This window comes from Streptomyces sp. NPDC002730 (genome assembly GCF_042888805.1).
Lineage (GTDB): Bacteria > Actinomycetota > Actinomycetes > Streptomycetales > Streptomycetaceae > Streptomyces.
In genome coordinates this window covers 90,745-103,874 of sequence record NZ_JBIAQG010000003.1, presented here as the reverse complement: position 1 = coordinate 103,874, position 13,130 = coordinate 90,745, and the positions used below count along the sequence as shown (strand labels likewise).

The window sequence follows — 13,130 nt, the reverse complement described above, 5'->3', positions numbered from 1 at the left end:
GCGAGCTGAGCCGGGAGCTGGCCGCGGGGCCGCCGCCCGCGGCGCATATCGTTCACGGCATGCATACGCCTACGTATCCGACGCAGGCCGTGGTCCTGGCGGGCGGCCAGGGCTCGCGGCTGCGCCCGTACACCGATGACCGCCCCAAGCCGATGGTCGAGATTCCCGGAACCGGGACCCCGATCATCGGCCATCAGCTTGCCTGGCTGGCCGCCGAGGGCGTGACGGACGCCGTCGTCTCCTGCGGTCATCTCGCCGAGGTTCTCCAGACGTGGCTGGAGACCGCGGAGCTGCCGCTGCGTGTCACCACCGTCGTCGAGACGGAGCCGCTGGGCCGCGGCGGCGGCCTCAAGTACGCCGCCGCTCATCTGCCGCACCCGGACCAGCCCTGGTACGCCACCAACGGCGACATCTGGACCCGTTTCTCGCTGCGCGACATGGCCGCCTTCCACGCGGAGCGCGACGCCATCGCCACGCTCGCCCTCGCCCGCCCCCGGATCCCCTGGGGAGCCGTCGAGACGGACGCCTTCGGCCACATCACGGACTTCATCGAGTCTCCGCCGTCGCCGTATCTGATCAACGCGGGTGTGTACGTCTTCTCCGCGGCCTTCACCGCGCTCCTCCCCGACCGGGGTGACCACGAGCGCACCACGTTCCCTCGTCTCGCCCGTGAGCAGCGGCTGGCGGGCTTTCCGCTGCCGAACGGCGCGTACTGGCGGGCGATCGACACCGCGAAGGACCTCACCGAGGCCGCCAAGGAGCTTGCCGCGCAAGCACGTTGACCGATCTCGGTGAGGTACACGAGATACACGAGGTACGCGACGAGAGGGGCGGCCACCGAAGTCCGGTGGCCGCCCCTCTCGTCGCGTACCTCAGCCCAGTAGGCCGCCGATCACCCTGCCGCCGCCGGAGCCGCCGCTGCCGCCGCCGGAGCTGCCCGAGCCTCCGTTTCCGCCGCCGCTGCCGCCACCGCTGCCGGTGCCGCCGCTCGATGAGGGGCCGGCGCTGCTGGACGGCGGCTGGGCCGGTTCCGACTGGCTGGGCGGCTGCTGTCCCGTGCCCTGCGTCTGGCTGGGCTGTCCGCCGAGCCGGCCGGTCTCTCGGGCCGTGTGGTCGGAGGGCGTGGGCTTCGCGGACTTGGGGCTGCCGGAGCGGCTTGCGGACGGCGACGGCTTGCCGTCGTCACCGCGCGCGCCGGAGGAGCTGCGCTCGCCGCTGGGCTCCTGCGGGAGCGGGAACCCGGGAAGGTGGTTGGTCGGGTCCTGGTTGGGCTCCGGCACGGTCACCATGTCCGTGGAACGTACGGCTCCGCCGAGCATCGAGCCCAACAGCAGGGTGAGGCCGACGACCACGGCGGCGACGACGCCGCCGCGCCGCAGTACGCGCCGCCGCAGCTCCCAGAGCTCCGAGCGCGGCCCGAGCTTGCGCCAGGCCTCGCCCGCGAGCCGACCGTCGATCGAGTAGACCGGGGCGCCCGCGATGATCAGCGGGGACCAGGCGGCCAGGTAGATGATGTCGGGCGCGTCGTACGCCGGTACGGTCTTCCAGGTCACGGTCAGGATGAGCATGGCCGACAGCAGTGCGCCGATGACGGCCGCGACCCGCTGCCAGAGCCCCAGCACGGTGAGCACGCCGACGACCACCTGGAGGAACGCGACGGTGAGCCCCGCCCCCACCGGGTGGGAGAGCGCGAAGTCGCGCAGCGGTTCGGCGAGTTCCCAGGGGTGCAGCGAGTTGAGCCACTTGACCATGGAGCCGCGTTCGCCGCCGTCGAAGTAGACGGGGTCGCAGAGCTTGCCCATGCCTGCGTAGATGGAGATGAAGCCGAGGAAGACGCGCAGCGGCAGCAGTACCACTCCGAGGTTCATGCGCCGCCCGGGGTAGTAGGCGTGGCGGACGACGTCGGCGCCGTGCCGCTGGGAGCGTACTTCGGCGTCGTCGAACTCCTGCTGCTCGTGGCGCTCCTGCCCATAGCGTTCCGGCTCGTAGAGCTCGCCCCCGTAGGACTCCTGCCCGTAGCGCTCCGACTCGTAGCGCTCCTGACCGTAGCGCTCCGACTCGTACGGCTCCGGCTCGTAGGAGTGGTACGAGTCGTACGCGCCGACCGCCTGCCGCATCGGCGGCAGCAGCGGCCTGTCGGGGTCGCGTGGCGCGCCGAGAGAGCCTGCTGCGGGCATCCGTGCGGTGTGCTCGGCGAGGTCGATCCGCGGGATGACCTGGGTGGCTCCCGTGTCGAAAGCGTCCCGGTCGAAGGGGTCTCGGTCGAAGGCGTCCCGCCCCATGGTGGAGTTGCGCACGGCCTGGAGAAGACCGGTCGCGCCGGCGTCCCCCGGCGCCGACTTGCCGCTCCACACAACGGGCGCCCGCCTGCGCACACCCGTCCCGGCTCCGCCGACGACGGGGATCCTTGCGTTGCCCGCCATGGCACGTACGGGGCGCGGGCTCTGGGAGAGCTGCACCCGGAAGCTGGCGTGGTTCACGATGACCTGCGCGGGATCGCAGTCCACCTTGACCATGCTCAGCGCAGGCTGATCATCGAACCCGGGCCGGGGCGTTCTGGTGTCCACACTCATCTAACCGAGTGACTTGTGATTAGGACACTGCTCCGACCGGCCTAAATGTCCGAGACCCGTCAAACCATCCTCAACTACGCGTTTCGCCGCCGATCGGGGCCGTCGGAGCGGTCAGGCCCGACGCTTGGCCGCCTCGTAGAGGACCACGCCCGCCGCGACACCCGCGTTCAGCGACTCCGCGCCACCCGGCATCGGAATCCTGACCAGGTAGTCGCACGTCTCGCCGACCAGGCGGCCCAGGCCCTTGCCCTCGCTGCCGATGACGATGACGACCGGGCCGCCCAGGGCCTCCAGGTCCTCGATCGTGGCTTCGCCGTCCGCCGCCAGGCCCACGACCGTGATGCCGGCCTTCTGGTAGCCCTCCAGCGCGCGAGTCAGGTTGGTCACGCGGGAGACCGGCGTACGGGCCGCCGTGCCTGCCGAGGACTTCCAGGCGCCTGCCGTCATGCCGGCAGCGCGCCGCTCGGGCACGACCACACCGTGGCCGCCGAAGGCGGAGACGGAACGGACGATCGCCCCCAGGTTCCGCGGGTCGGTCACCCCGTCGAGGGCGACGATCAGCGGGTCCTCCCCGTTGTCGTAGGCGGCGGCCGTGAGGTCCTCGGGGTGCGCGTACTCGTACGGCGGGACCTGGAGGACGAGACCCTGGTGGTTGAGCCCGTTCGTCATCCGGTCGAGCTCCGGCCGCGGGGCCTCCATCAGGTTGATGTTGCCGCGCTCACCCGCGAGCTGGAGCGCCTCGCGCACCCGCTCGTCATTGTCGATGTACTGCTGGACGTACAGCGTGGTCGCCGGGACGCCGTCGCGCAGCGCCTCGAAGACGGGGTTGCGGCCGACGACCATCTCTGACGTGCCCTTGGCGCCGCCGCGGCGCGGGGCCGGGCGGCGGGCCGCGGCCTGCCTGGCCTGGGCGTTGGCAACCCGGTTCTTCTTGTGTCCCTTGCGCTCGGAAGCGGGCGGCGTCGGGCCCTTGCCCTCGAGCCCGCGGCGTCGCTTGCCACCGCTGCCGACCTGCGCGCCCTTCTTGTTGGACGTGCGGCGGTTCCTGCGCTGGCTGTTCCCGGCCATGACCTACCTGTTTCTGTAAAGCTCGCTCAAAAGTGTGTACGTAAGTGAAGTGTGCCGCCCGGGCGCCCGGGCGGCACATCTTTGTCGGGCGGGCCCGGTGGATTCAGCGGGGGCCGAGTGTCCACCGCGGGCCGTCAGGCCCGTCCTCGATGACCAGACCGGACTGCAGAAGCTGGTCGCGGATGGCGTCGGCGGTCGCCCAGTCCTTGCGGCTGCGGGCGGCCTCGCGCTGCTGCAGCACCAGCCGCACCAGTGTGTCGACGACACCGTGGAGATCTTCGCCGCGCTCGCCCTCGCCCGCCCACTGCTCGTCGAGCGGGTCCAGGCCGAGGACGCCGAGCATGGCCCGTACCTCGGCCAGCCGGGCGACGGCCGCTTCCTTGTCGTCGGCGGCCAGCGCGGAGTTTCCCTGCCGGACGGTGGTGTGGACGATGGCGAGCGCCTGCGGCACTCCCAGGTCGTCGTCCATCGCCTCGGCGAAGGCGGGCGGCACCTCGGCGGCGGGCTCGACCGGCCCGCCGGCCTTTTCCACCACGCGCTGGATGAAGCCCTCGATCCGCGCGAACGCGGACTCGGCCTCGCGCAGGGCCTCCTCGCTGTACTCGATCATCGAGCGGTAGTGCGGGGTGCCGAGGTAGTAGCGCAGCACGATGGGCCGCCAGTGCTTGACCATCTCCGAGACGAGCACGGAGTTGCCGAGCGACTTGGACATCTTCTCGCCGCTCATGGTGACCCAGGCGTTGTGCACCCAGTACTTCGCGAAATCGTCGCCGAAGGCCTTGGCCTGTGCGATCTCGTTCTCGTGGTGCGGGAAGATCAGGTCGAGTCCGCCGCCGTGGATGTCGAAGGCCTCGCCGAGGTACTTGTGCGCCATCGCGGAGCACTCCAGGTGCCAGCCGGGCCGGCCGCGGCCCCACGGCGTCTCCCAGCTCGGCTCGCCCGGCTTCTCAGCCTTCCACATGGCGAAGTCACGCGGGTCGTGCTTGCCGGTCTCACCCTCGCCGGACGGCTGGCGCAGATCGTCCAGGTCCTGGTTGGAGAGCTCCAGATAACCGGGGAAGGAGCGCACGTCGAAGTAGACGTTGCCGTCGGCCTCGTAGGCGTGACCGCGTTCGATCAGGCCGCGCATCATCTCGACCATCTCGGTGATGTGGCCGGTGGCGCGCGGTTCGTACGTGGGCGGCAGGCAGCCGAGCACGTCGTAGCCGTCGTTGAAGGCGCGCTCGTTCTCGTAGCCGATGGACCACCAGGGGCGGTTCTGCTCCGCCGACTTCCAGATGATCTTGTCGTCGATGTCGGTGACGTTGCGGACGAAGGTCACGTCATAGCCGCGGTGCTCGAACCAGCGGCGCATGATGTCGAAGTTCAGACCGGACCTGATGTGCCCGATGTGCGGGGCAGCCTGCACCGTGGCGCCACACAGGTAGATCGAGACGCAACCCGGCACGAGCGGGGTGAAGTCACGGATCTGCCGGGTGCTGGTGTCGTGCAGGCGAATAGTCACGCATTAAGGGTAGTGGCCCGCTACCAGTGCCCCGCGACCCTTCCGGGTCGCGGGACGAGTTTGTGACGTTGTCCTATCCGAAGACGACCCGGAGACGACCCGGATGCGACGTGGATGCGACGTGGATGCGATGCAGATACGACGTAGTTGCGATGCGGACGCGAGCCCGGTCCCGGCTGGTTGGCCGGTCGGTCAGTTCCTGACGACCAGCGCTGTGGCGATGGCGGCCAGCCCTTCGGCCCGACCCGTCAGTCCCAGCCCGTCCGTTGTGGTCCCGGACAGGGAGACCGGCGCGCCGACCGCCGCGCCGAGTGCCTTCTGGGCCTCCTCGCGCCGCTTGCCGATCTTCGGGCGTACGCCGATGACCTGGACGGAGACATTTCCGATCTCGAAGCCCGCGGCCCGTACGATCCGTGCCGCCTCGGCGAGCAGCGTGACGCCGGAGGCGCCGGACCACTCGGGCCTGGAGGTGCCGAAGTGGGCGCCGAGGTCGCCGACTCCGGCGGCCGAGAAGAGCGCGTCGCAGGCAGCGTGGGCGGCGACGTCGCCGTCGGAGTGCCCGGCGAGGCCGTCCTCGCCCTCCCACAGGAGTCCGGCACACCACAGCTCGCGCCCCGGCTCGAAGGCGTGCACGTCCGTGCCGATGCCAACCAGCGGAATCCGCGTCTCAGAAGACATCGTTGGCCCTCCTCCGGGCGAGTACCGCCTCGGCCAGTACGAGATCGAGGGGCCGGGTCACCTTGAACGCCTCTTCATGGCCCGGTACGACCACGACGGGCGTGCCGAGCTGCTCGACCATGCCCGCGTCGTCGGTCGCGCCCTCGCCGTTGACGGCGACCGTCTCGTGCGCGCGGACCAGCGTGTCGCGGTCGAAGCCCTGCGGGGTCTGCACAGCGCGCAGCCGCGCCCGCTCGAGAGTCGCGACGACCGGTTCGGGCCGGCCCTTCTCCGTCGGCTCGACCTCTTTGACGGTGTCGGCGACAGGCAGTGCCGGTACGACGGCGGGCGCCCCGTCCCGTACCGCCTCGATGACCGCGTCGACGGTGTCGACGGGTACCAGCGGGCGGGCCGCGTCATGGACGAGGACGACGGTGATGTTGTCCGGAAGTGCGTCGAGGCCGAGGCGTACGGACTCCTGCCGGGTGTCGCCGCCCGCCACGACCAGGAAGTCGGTGCGTTCGGGCAGGGCGTGCTCGTCGAGGAGGTTCTTCACCTCGGGCGCGCCGTCGGGCGGGGCCACCACGACGACGAGCGAGACGGCCCGGGAGGCCGCCATGGCGCGTACGGCGTGGATCAGCATGGGCGTGCCGTTCAGCGCGCGGAGCGCCTTGGGGGCGCCGGGGCCGAGCCGTACGCCCCGGCCGGCCGCCGGGATCACCGCGGCGGTGCGGTACGGGCGCGATTCATCTGACATCGGTTGCACTCCGGCAGGTTTGTTTCCTTGGCCGACATGGGTATGGCCACAGCGTGCCGGGCGCGACGCCTTGACCGGACCCTTCCGTGACAACTGGTCTGCGCCAGCCGCCCGGGCCCGGCACGGCCAGTGGTACGGCGCACCACTGGTTGGGCGCAAGTGCACTGTGAGCACAGACACCACTTTGAACACAGACACAGTGAGCACACCGCACATGGAGCAAGCTGTACGGGGAGCACAGCTGTAGGTGCCGCGACGGACATGCCGCAGCGCCCGGCGACAGGACTGTTTTCACAGCATGTCAGCGGGCACCGCGGCATTATTGTGCGTGTTGCGCGTCAGGACGCGAGGACCTCGTCGAGCAGAGCCTCGGCCTTGTCTTCGTTGGTGTTCTCCGCGAGGGCCAGCTCGCTCACCAGGATCTGGCGCGCCTTGGCGAGCATCCGCTTCTCACCTGCGGAAAGCCCGCGCTCTCGCTCACGACGCCACAGGTCACGCACTACTTCGGCGACCTTGATGACATCGCCGGAGGCGAGCTTCTCGAGATTTGCCTTGTAGCGACGGGACCAGTTCGTCGGCTCTTCGGCATACGGCGCGCGCAGCACCTCGAAGACCCGGTCGAGCCCGTCCTGACCGACCACATCGCGTACGCCGACGAACTCCGCATTGTCCGCTGGCACGCGAACCGTCAGGTCGCCCTGGGCGACCTTGAGCACCAAGTAGGTCTTGTCCACGCCTTTGATCTGGCGAGTTTCGATGGCCTCGATCAGCGCGGCCCCGTGATGGGGATAGACCACGGTGTCGCCAACCTTGAACGTCATGTGACAGGTACCCCTTCCGTGGCTATCCAGAGTAACACGAGAACGGCTTCTACTGAATGGCGTTTTCGCAGGTCAGGGCATATCTCGGGGCTTGACAACAGCAACACGAACGTGCTGCGGACGCCTTCCGGAGGGGGGTATTCGCAGGTCGGAGCCGCTGCACGGGCGGACAGAAACGCGCACGTTACACACAACAGAACGCCCTCCCTGGAGGACGAAACATCCCGGTTTGCCGGGTTCCAAGTGGTGAACTTCCCGTACTCCGTTCGGTGGCCGGTCACCCGTACGGACGGATGTGCTGTCGAATCCGGAATTGATCTACGTGGGGTATTCGGTAAGCAATGTGTGGTGGCCCGGAGAATTGATCACCCCGGTTATGTGAACGGAGTACGAAACGACACGATCGGACCGCCTTCCCGGACTGCCTTCTCGGACCGCCTTCTCGGACCGCCTCGCGAGCTGCCTCAGGACGCCTCACGACCGCCTCTCCGGCGAAGGGGCGGGTCGGGTGCGGGGCCGGCAGGGCGGCTCGGTAACCTAAGCGCGAGCTGACACCCCCTTAGCCGATCTTCGAGCCGGTGCAACCGCCGGCTCAACTACCGGTGCCGGCTCACCGCCTGTCCGTAGCCAGTCCGTACGTCCTAGGAGATGCCGCCGCCGTGAGCCGCAGCCTTCGACGCGGCGCCCTCGCCGCAACTGCCATCGTGTTCTCGATCGCCGCGCTCTCCGCCTGCGGGGCGGGCACCGACGCGCAGACCCTCGGCGTCAAGCCGGACAACGCCGCCACGACGGTCGACACGATCAAGATCCAGAACGTGACGGTGATCACCCAGCCGGATCCGAAAGCGGAGGGCCCCGCGGTCGTCAGCGCGACGGTCTTCAACAACGGCACCGAGCAGCAGACCATCGACGCGATCACGCTGCCCGGCACGAGCGCCCAGGTGAAGCTCAGCCCGGCCAAGGGCTCCGGCCCGATCACGGTGCCGGCCTACAGCTCGGTCATCATCGGCGGCGCGGGCAACGCCTCCGCCGTGATCGAGAACGGCCGCGAGGCCGCCAAGGCCGGTAACGTGCAGGAGGTCGCCTTCCGCTTCAGCGAGACCGGCGACGTGAAGGTGCAGGCGTTCATCGTTCCGGCGAAGGGCTACTTCGCAGGCTTCGGCCCGAGCTCCCTGCCGAAGCCGCCGGAGAAGCCCGCGGAGAAGCCCTCCGGCACGCCGTCGGGCACTCCCTCGGGAGAAGCCACGGGCGCGGCGGGCGAACCGGGCAACGGCCGGTCCGGCGAGCCCGGTACGCCGTCGGACTCCGCCTCGGCGTCGAACGCGTCGAACGAAGCCGGTCACTGACGACCACGCCGGAACAGCTGTAACAACGCGAGGGGCGCCCCGCCGGAATCCTTTCCGGCGGGGCGCCCCTCGTTGTACTGCTGCCGGTTTACGGCTCGAACTTGTAGCCCAGGCCGCGCACCGTCACCAGGTACCGCGGCGCACCGGGATCCGGCTCGATCTTGGCGCGCAGGCGCTTGACGTGAACGTCGAGGGTCTTCGTGTCACCCACGTAGTCCGCACCCCAGACGCGGTCGATCAGCTGCATACGGGTCAGTACCCGGCCCGCGTTGCGCAGCAGCATCTCCAGCAGGTCGAACTCCTTCAGCGGAAGATCCACCTTGCCGCCCGAGACCGTGACGACGTGACGGTCCACGTCCATCCGGACCGGGCCGGCCTCCAGAGCTGCCGGGGTGACCTCCTCCGGCTCACCGCGGCGGCGCAGGACTGCGCGGATGCGGGCGACCAGCTCCCGCGAGGAGAAGGGCTTGGTGACATAGTCGTCGGCTCCTATCTCCAGCCCGACGACCTTGTCGATCTCGCTGTCCTTGGCGGTCACCATGATGACCGGGACGTTCGACCGGCCGCGCAGCTGGCGGCAGACCTCGGTGCCCGGCAGGCCGGGCAACATCAGGTCGAGGAGGACGAGGTCGGCGCCATTGCGCTCGAACTCATCGAGCCCCTCGGGCCCCGTGGTCGCGATGGCGACCTCGAAGCCCTCCTTACGGAGCATGTAGGACAGGGCGTCGCTGAATGATTCCTCATCCTCGACGACGAGCACTCGGGTCACGGAAGGACCTCCGGGGCAGGGATTTCGGCGTTCGGATCGGTGTCGTAAGGCCGGTCGTCGTCCTCGTCGACGCGATCCGGTCCGGTGGTTTGACGGTCCCGTACGGCGCCCGCTTCGGGCAGCCGCAAGGTGAAGGTGGAGCCCTGTCCCTCGGAGCTCCACACCGTGACCTCCCCGCCGTGCGAGGCGGCCACATGCTTGACGATGGCCAGTCCCAGACCTGTACCTCCGGTGGCCCGGGAGCGGGCGGGGTCGACGCGGTAGAACCGCTCGAAGACCCGCTCACGGTCCTTCTCGGAGATACCGATGCCCTGGTCGGTGACGGCTATCTCAATGAGATCCCCGCCGGGTGCGGCGACGCGGCGCGCGGATACACCGACGCGGGTGCGGGCCGGGGAGTAGTTGACCGCGTTCTCGACGAGATTGCCGAGTGCGGCGGCGAGCTGGCCGCGGTTGCCCCAGATATGCAGGTCTGCGGTACCGCCGGCGGCCATGGTGATCTGTTTGGTGGACGCCGGCTGCCGGGACCTGTCGATGGCCTCGGCGACCAGTTCGTCCACACGTACCGGCTCGGCGTCCTCCAGCGGGTTGTCGTTCTGCACCCGGGAGAGGTCGATGAGCTCCTGTACGAGGTTGGTGAGCCGGGTCGCCTCGATCTGCATCCGGCCGGCGAAGCGGGTGACCGCCTCGGGGTCGTCCGAGGCGTCCATGACCGCCTCGGAGAGCAGGGAGAGCGCACCGACCGGGGTCTTGAGCTCATGGCTGACGTTCGCGACGAAGTCGCGACGTACCGCTTCGATACGGCGGGCCTCGGTGAGATCCTCGACCAGGAGCAGGACGAGGCGGGAGCCGAGGGGAGCCACCCGGGCGGAGACAGCGAGGGCCTCGCCACGGCCGGTGCCGCGCCGGGGCAGGTCCAGTTCGACCTGGCGTATCTCGCCGTCGCGGCGGGTGTCGCGGGCCATGTGCAGCATCGGCTCGACGGCGAGCTTTCCACCGCGGACCAGACCGAGGGCGTACGCCGCGGAGCTGGCCTTGACGACGGAGTCGCTCTCGTCGAGGACGACCGCGGAGGAGCGGAGCACGGACAGGACAGTGTCGACGCCGGGCGGGAGCACGGCGTCAGTGTGCAGGGAGGTGCGGGTGGGTCTCCTCTGTTCGCGTTCGCTCCAGCGGAACGCCAGCATCGCGATGACACCGGTGCACAACCCGGCGATCGCTGCAGCTGCGGCGACCGCCGCGTTCACGTCCATGCCTCCAGGTTATGCGTGGTGCCGGAGATGCTCCCAGCCAAACGGGTGGCACCTCGAACAGTCGTCGCCCAGAGTTCACCATGGGGATAGGGCCGGTTCACTTGCGGTGGAGGAGCCGGACGCGTAACGGACAGAACGTGGGAGCGTGGGGGTCCGAGCCCCACCCGGACCCCGGTCGCACCAAGAGAGGGACAACCCATGCGGGACGCGTACCACGAGGAACTGGACTCGATCGGCGAGGGCCTGGTCGAGATGGCCCGGCTGGTCGGGTCGGCGATCGGGCGCGCCACCACGGCCATGCTCGACTCCGATCTCAAGCTCGCCGAGAGCGTGATCGCCGCCGACCAGAAGGTCGACGATCTGCAGCACGACCTGGAGGCACGGGCCATCGCCCTGCTGGCCCGGCAGCAGCCGGTCGCGACGGATCTGCGGATAGTGGTGACCTCACTGCGGATGAGCGCGGACCTGGAGCGCTCGGGCGACCTTGCCCAGCATGTGGCCAAGCTGGCCCGGCTCCGCTTCCCCGACACGGCGGTGCCTCACGACCTGCACGCCACCATCCTGGAGATGGGGCAGCTGGCGCAGCGGCTGATGGCCAAGGCGGCAGAGGTGATCATCACCAAGGACGTCGACCTGGCGCTGCAGCTGGAGACGGACGACGACGAGATGGACCTGCTGCACCGGACGCTCTTCCAGCACCTGATGGACGACCGCTGGAAGCACGGCATCGAGACGGCGGTGGATGTGACGCTGCTCGGCCGCTACTACGAGCGCTTCGCGGACCACGCGGTGTCGGTGGCGAAGCGGGTCGTGTACCTGGTCACGGGCGAACACGCGGACGAGCTCCAGCCGCCGACGCAGGTCGAGGGCGTCTAGCGCGCCCTGCGCGCCGGGGAGCGCCCGCAGGAGCAGGGGGGCGGGGGCGTGCCTCCGCGCGCTGTTGATGCGCCCGTCGCAGCGGGCATGCAATGGGCAGAGGCGGACCATCTGGTACGCCATGAGGAGGGACCCATGGCCGAATCCCCCATGACCGACTCTCAGCAGGACACGCCTGTTGAAGTGGTGTTCCTGCCCGTCCTCGGTGCCTGCGGCTGCGGTCCGGGCTGTGGCTGCGGCTGCCAGTCGGGTGGGCCGTGCCAGTGCGGTGGCTGCTGCGGGTAGCCGATCCCCGGTACGTACGCGCGTACGCGAAAGGGCCCCGTCCATGGACGGGGCCCTTTCCGACGCGCTCGGTACTACCTCTTCTGTCCGGAGAGGGCTGACCGGCTGGAACTCCGGGTGGAGGATGCAGCGCTTCAGTGCCTGAAGGTCTTCTTCGTCCTCTCCACAGCCAACTGGATCTTGCCCTTCACCTTCTCGTTGCGACCTGCGGCCCGCATGTGCCTGTCGCCCATGACATGCCCAACGGTCTCTTTGAGCTGGCCTTTCATCCGCCTCGCCGTGGCCTTCGCCTCGACCTTGTTCATGGCCGTACCTCCTGTGACGAGCGATTGCCGAACTACACCGTGGGCCGCTGCGCGGGCTCGAGCCGCTTCGCTGCGGATCGCAGCGCGAGCGCCACCGCGACCTCGCCCAGGCTCATGAGGACCAGCCACAGCCCGAGCAGTCTGGCCAGCGCGGTAGCGGATTCCACCGGGAACGCGAGCACCACAATGCCGGCAACGATCCCGAGGATGGCCACGGCGAACGCCAACCCCCGATGCGGCATATCGCGTCCGCTGCCGACGACGAAGGCCGCCAGCAGCCCCGACACCAGCCAGTAGGCGCCGACCACGAGCGACAGCACCGCGGTGGTCTGCAGCGGGTGCCGCAGGCACAGCACACCGGCCAGGATGGCCACCACCGCGACCAACACCGCTGCGACCCTGCCGCCGCCCTCGCTGTCCCGCGAGAAGGCCGTCACGAAGCGAAACGCGCCCGAGATGAGCAGGTACAGGCCGATGATGACCGCCAGAACATGCAAGGTCTCGTCCGGCCAGACGAGCACGATGATCCCCGCCGCCAGGGTCACCAGAGCGACACCGAGCAACCACGTCCATGCGCCGCCCACATCGGCCAGCACGTCATTGGGATCGGCCGACCCGTGAGTCGTCGCGGAATCGGATGGTGTGTTCATGACGCCCTCCCGGTTTACGGGGGTCGGGAGCCCGGTGACCGGCCTTGAGGTGGTGGGACGGCTCAGAGCGGGAACTGCTCCGGATGAGCGGGACGACGCATATGACCCACATGAAGATCCACATCACGAAAGAGGTGCGTCTTCATTGTCCGCTTGCACAAGAGCGCTCTCCCTCCATCGTCGCGCGGTTTCGACGCTGAAGCCATCCAAGCCCGTGGACGCCCACGTGGTGCCGAGCAGTCGGGACCGCGCGTAAGGCCACCGAT

The 13,130-nt window shown here is 69.3% G+C and carries 13 protein-coding genes; 3 read left to right on the top strand and 10 right to left on the bottom strand.

Annotated elements, in window-relative coordinates; genetic code table 11:
- Positions 1 to 59: 59 nt before the first annotated feature.
- Entirely contained in the window at positions 60 to 782 is a 723-nt protein-coding gene (locus ACFYXH_RS08720; RefSeq protein ID WP_362681918.1) for a nucleotidyltransferase family protein, read from the top strand.
- A 90-nt stretch (positions 783 to 872) separates the two neighbouring features.
- Here the strand turns inward: ACFYXH_RS08720 and ACFYXH_RS08715 are convergent, their stop codons facing one another.
- From ACFYXH_RS08715 to ACFYXH_RS08690, 6 genes are all read right to left on the bottom strand, one after another.
- Positions 873 to 2,573: a DoxX family protein gene (locus tag ACFYXH_RS08715; protein ID WP_389561387.1), complete on the bottom strand. Its 1,701-nt coding sequence runs from the start codon at positions 2,571 to 2,573 to the stop codon at positions 873 to 875.
- A 111-nt stretch (positions 2,574 to 2,684) separates the two neighbouring features.
- Positions 2,685 to 3,641 carry a 23S rRNA (guanosine(2251)-2'-O)-methyltransferase RlmB gene (gene rlmB, locus ACFYXH_RS08710; RefSeq protein WP_389561386.1) on the bottom strand — a complete coding sequence of 319 codons (957 nt, stop codon included), beginning with the start codon at positions 3,639 to 3,641 and terminating at the stop codon, positions 2,685 to 2,687.
- A 103-nt stretch (positions 3,642 to 3,744) separates the two neighbouring features.
- A complete protein-coding gene (gene cysS, locus ACFYXH_RS08705) occupies positions 3,745 to 5,145 on the bottom strand; it encodes a cysteine--tRNA ligase (RefSeq protein WP_389561385.1) in 1,401 nt (466 codons plus the stop codon).
- A gap of 192 nt (positions 5,146 to 5,337) precedes the next feature.
- Positions 5,338 to 5,823, bottom strand: coding sequence for a 2-C-methyl-D-erythritol 2,4-cyclodiphosphate synthase (gene ispF, locus ACFYXH_RS08700; RefSeq protein ID WP_327324457.1), 486 nt, complete (start codon positions 5,821 to 5,823; stop codon positions 5,338 to 5,340).
- Positions 5,813 to 6,559, bottom strand: coding sequence for a 2-C-methyl-D-erythritol 4-phosphate cytidylyltransferase (ispD, locus tag ACFYXH_RS08695; RefSeq protein WP_389561384.1), 747 nt, complete (start codon positions 6,557 to 6,559; stop codon positions 5,813 to 5,815). The genes ispF and ispD overlap by 11 nt, the downstream gene beginning before the upstream one ends.
- 338 nt (positions 6,560 to 6,897) lie before the next feature.
- Entirely contained in the window at positions 6,898 to 7,380 is a 483-nt protein-coding gene (locus ACFYXH_RS08690; RefSeq protein ID WP_003953493.1) for a CarD family transcriptional regulator, read from the bottom strand.
- A gap of 659 nt (positions 7,381 to 8,039) precedes the next feature.
- On the opposite strand from ACFYXH_RS08690, the gene ACFYXH_RS08685 reads away from it, so the two are divergent.
- Complete coding sequence (locus tag ACFYXH_RS08685; RefSeq protein WP_389561383.1) at positions 8,040 to 8,726, top strand: DUF461 domain-containing protein; 687 nt, start codon at positions 8,040 to 8,042, stop codon at positions 8,724 to 8,726.
- 88 nt (positions 8,727 to 8,814) lie between these two features.
- Here ACFYXH_RS08685 and ACFYXH_RS08680 read toward each other — a convergent pair whose 3' ends face one another.
- Both ACFYXH_RS08680 and ACFYXH_RS08675 read right to left on the bottom strand, forming a co-directional pair.
- On the bottom strand, positions 8,815 to 9,495 hold the full coding sequence (locus ACFYXH_RS08680; RefSeq protein WP_142217884.1) for a response regulator transcription factor: 681 nt from the start codon (positions 9,493 to 9,495) through the stop codon (positions 8,815 to 8,817).
- Positions 9,492 to 10,748 carry an ATP-binding protein gene (locus tag ACFYXH_RS08675; protein WP_362681938.1) on the bottom strand — a complete coding sequence of 419 codons (1,257 nt, stop codon included), beginning with the start codon at positions 10,746 to 10,748 and terminating at the stop codon, positions 9,492 to 9,494. The genes ACFYXH_RS08680 and ACFYXH_RS08675 overlap by 4 nt, the downstream gene beginning before the upstream one ends.
- A 198-nt stretch (positions 10,749 to 10,946) precedes the next feature.
- Here ACFYXH_RS08675 and phoU point away from each other — a divergent pair, with 198 nt between their 5' ends.
- On the top strand, positions 10,947 to 11,624 hold the full coding sequence (gene phoU / locus ACFYXH_RS08670) for a phosphate signaling complex protein PhoU (RefSeq protein WP_327324461.1): 678 nt from the start codon (positions 10,947 to 10,949) through the stop codon (positions 11,622 to 11,624).
- A gap of 419 nt (positions 11,625 to 12,043) precedes the next feature.
- Here the strand turns inward: phoU and ACFYXH_RS08665 are convergent, their stop codons facing one another.
- Complete coding sequence (locus ACFYXH_RS08665) at positions 12,044 to 12,214, bottom strand: CsbD family protein (protein WP_389561382.1); 171 nt, start codon at positions 12,212 to 12,214, stop codon at positions 12,044 to 12,046.
- Positions 12,215 to 12,246: 32 nt separating this feature from the next.
- Positions 12,247 to 12,864: an HdeD family acid-resistance protein gene (locus ACFYXH_RS08660; protein ID WP_389561381.1), complete on the bottom strand. Its 618-nt coding sequence runs from the start codon at positions 12,862 to 12,864 to the stop codon at positions 12,247 to 12,249.
- Between the last annotated feature and the right edge of the window lie 266 nt (positions 12,865 to 13,130).

Coding starts and splice junctions, on each gene's coding strand:
- ACFYXH_RS08720 (WP_362681918.1), top strand. CDS start 60: ATGCATACGCCTACGTATCCGACGCAGGCCGTGGTCCTGGCGGGCGGC.
- ACFYXH_RS08715 (WP_389561387.1), bottom strand. CDS start 2,573: ATGAGTGTGGACACCAGAACGCCCCGGCCCGGGTTCGATGATCAGCCT.
- rlmB (WP_389561386.1), bottom strand. CDS start 3,641: ATGGCCGGGAACAGCCAGCGCAGGAACCGCCGCACGTCCAACAAGAAG.
- ispF (WP_327324457.1), bottom strand. CDS start 5,823: ATGTCTTCTGAGACGCGGATTCCGCTGGTTGGCATCGGCACGGACGTG.
- ispD (WP_389561384.1), bottom strand. CDS start 6,559: ATGTCAGATGAATCGCGCCCGTACCGCACCGCCGCGGTGATCCCGGCG.
- ACFYXH_RS08690 (WP_003953493.1), bottom strand. CDS start 7,380: ATGACGTTCAAGGTTGGCGACACCGTGGTCTATCCCCATCACGGGGCC.
- ACFYXH_RS08675 (WP_362681938.1), bottom strand. CDS start 10,748: ATGGACGTGAACGCGGCGGTCGCCGCAGCTGCAGCGATCGCCGGGTTG.
- phoU (WP_327324461.1), top strand. CDS start 10,947: ATGCGGGACGCGTACCACGAGGAACTGGACTCGATCGGCGAGGGCCTG.
- ACFYXH_RS08665 (WP_389561382.1), bottom strand. CDS start 12,214: ATGAACAAGGTCGAGGCGAAGGCCACGGCGAGGCGGATGAAAGGCCAG.
- ACFYXH_RS08660 (WP_389561381.1), bottom strand. CDS start 12,864: ATGAACACACCATCCGATTCCGCGACGACTCACGGGTCGGCCGATCCC.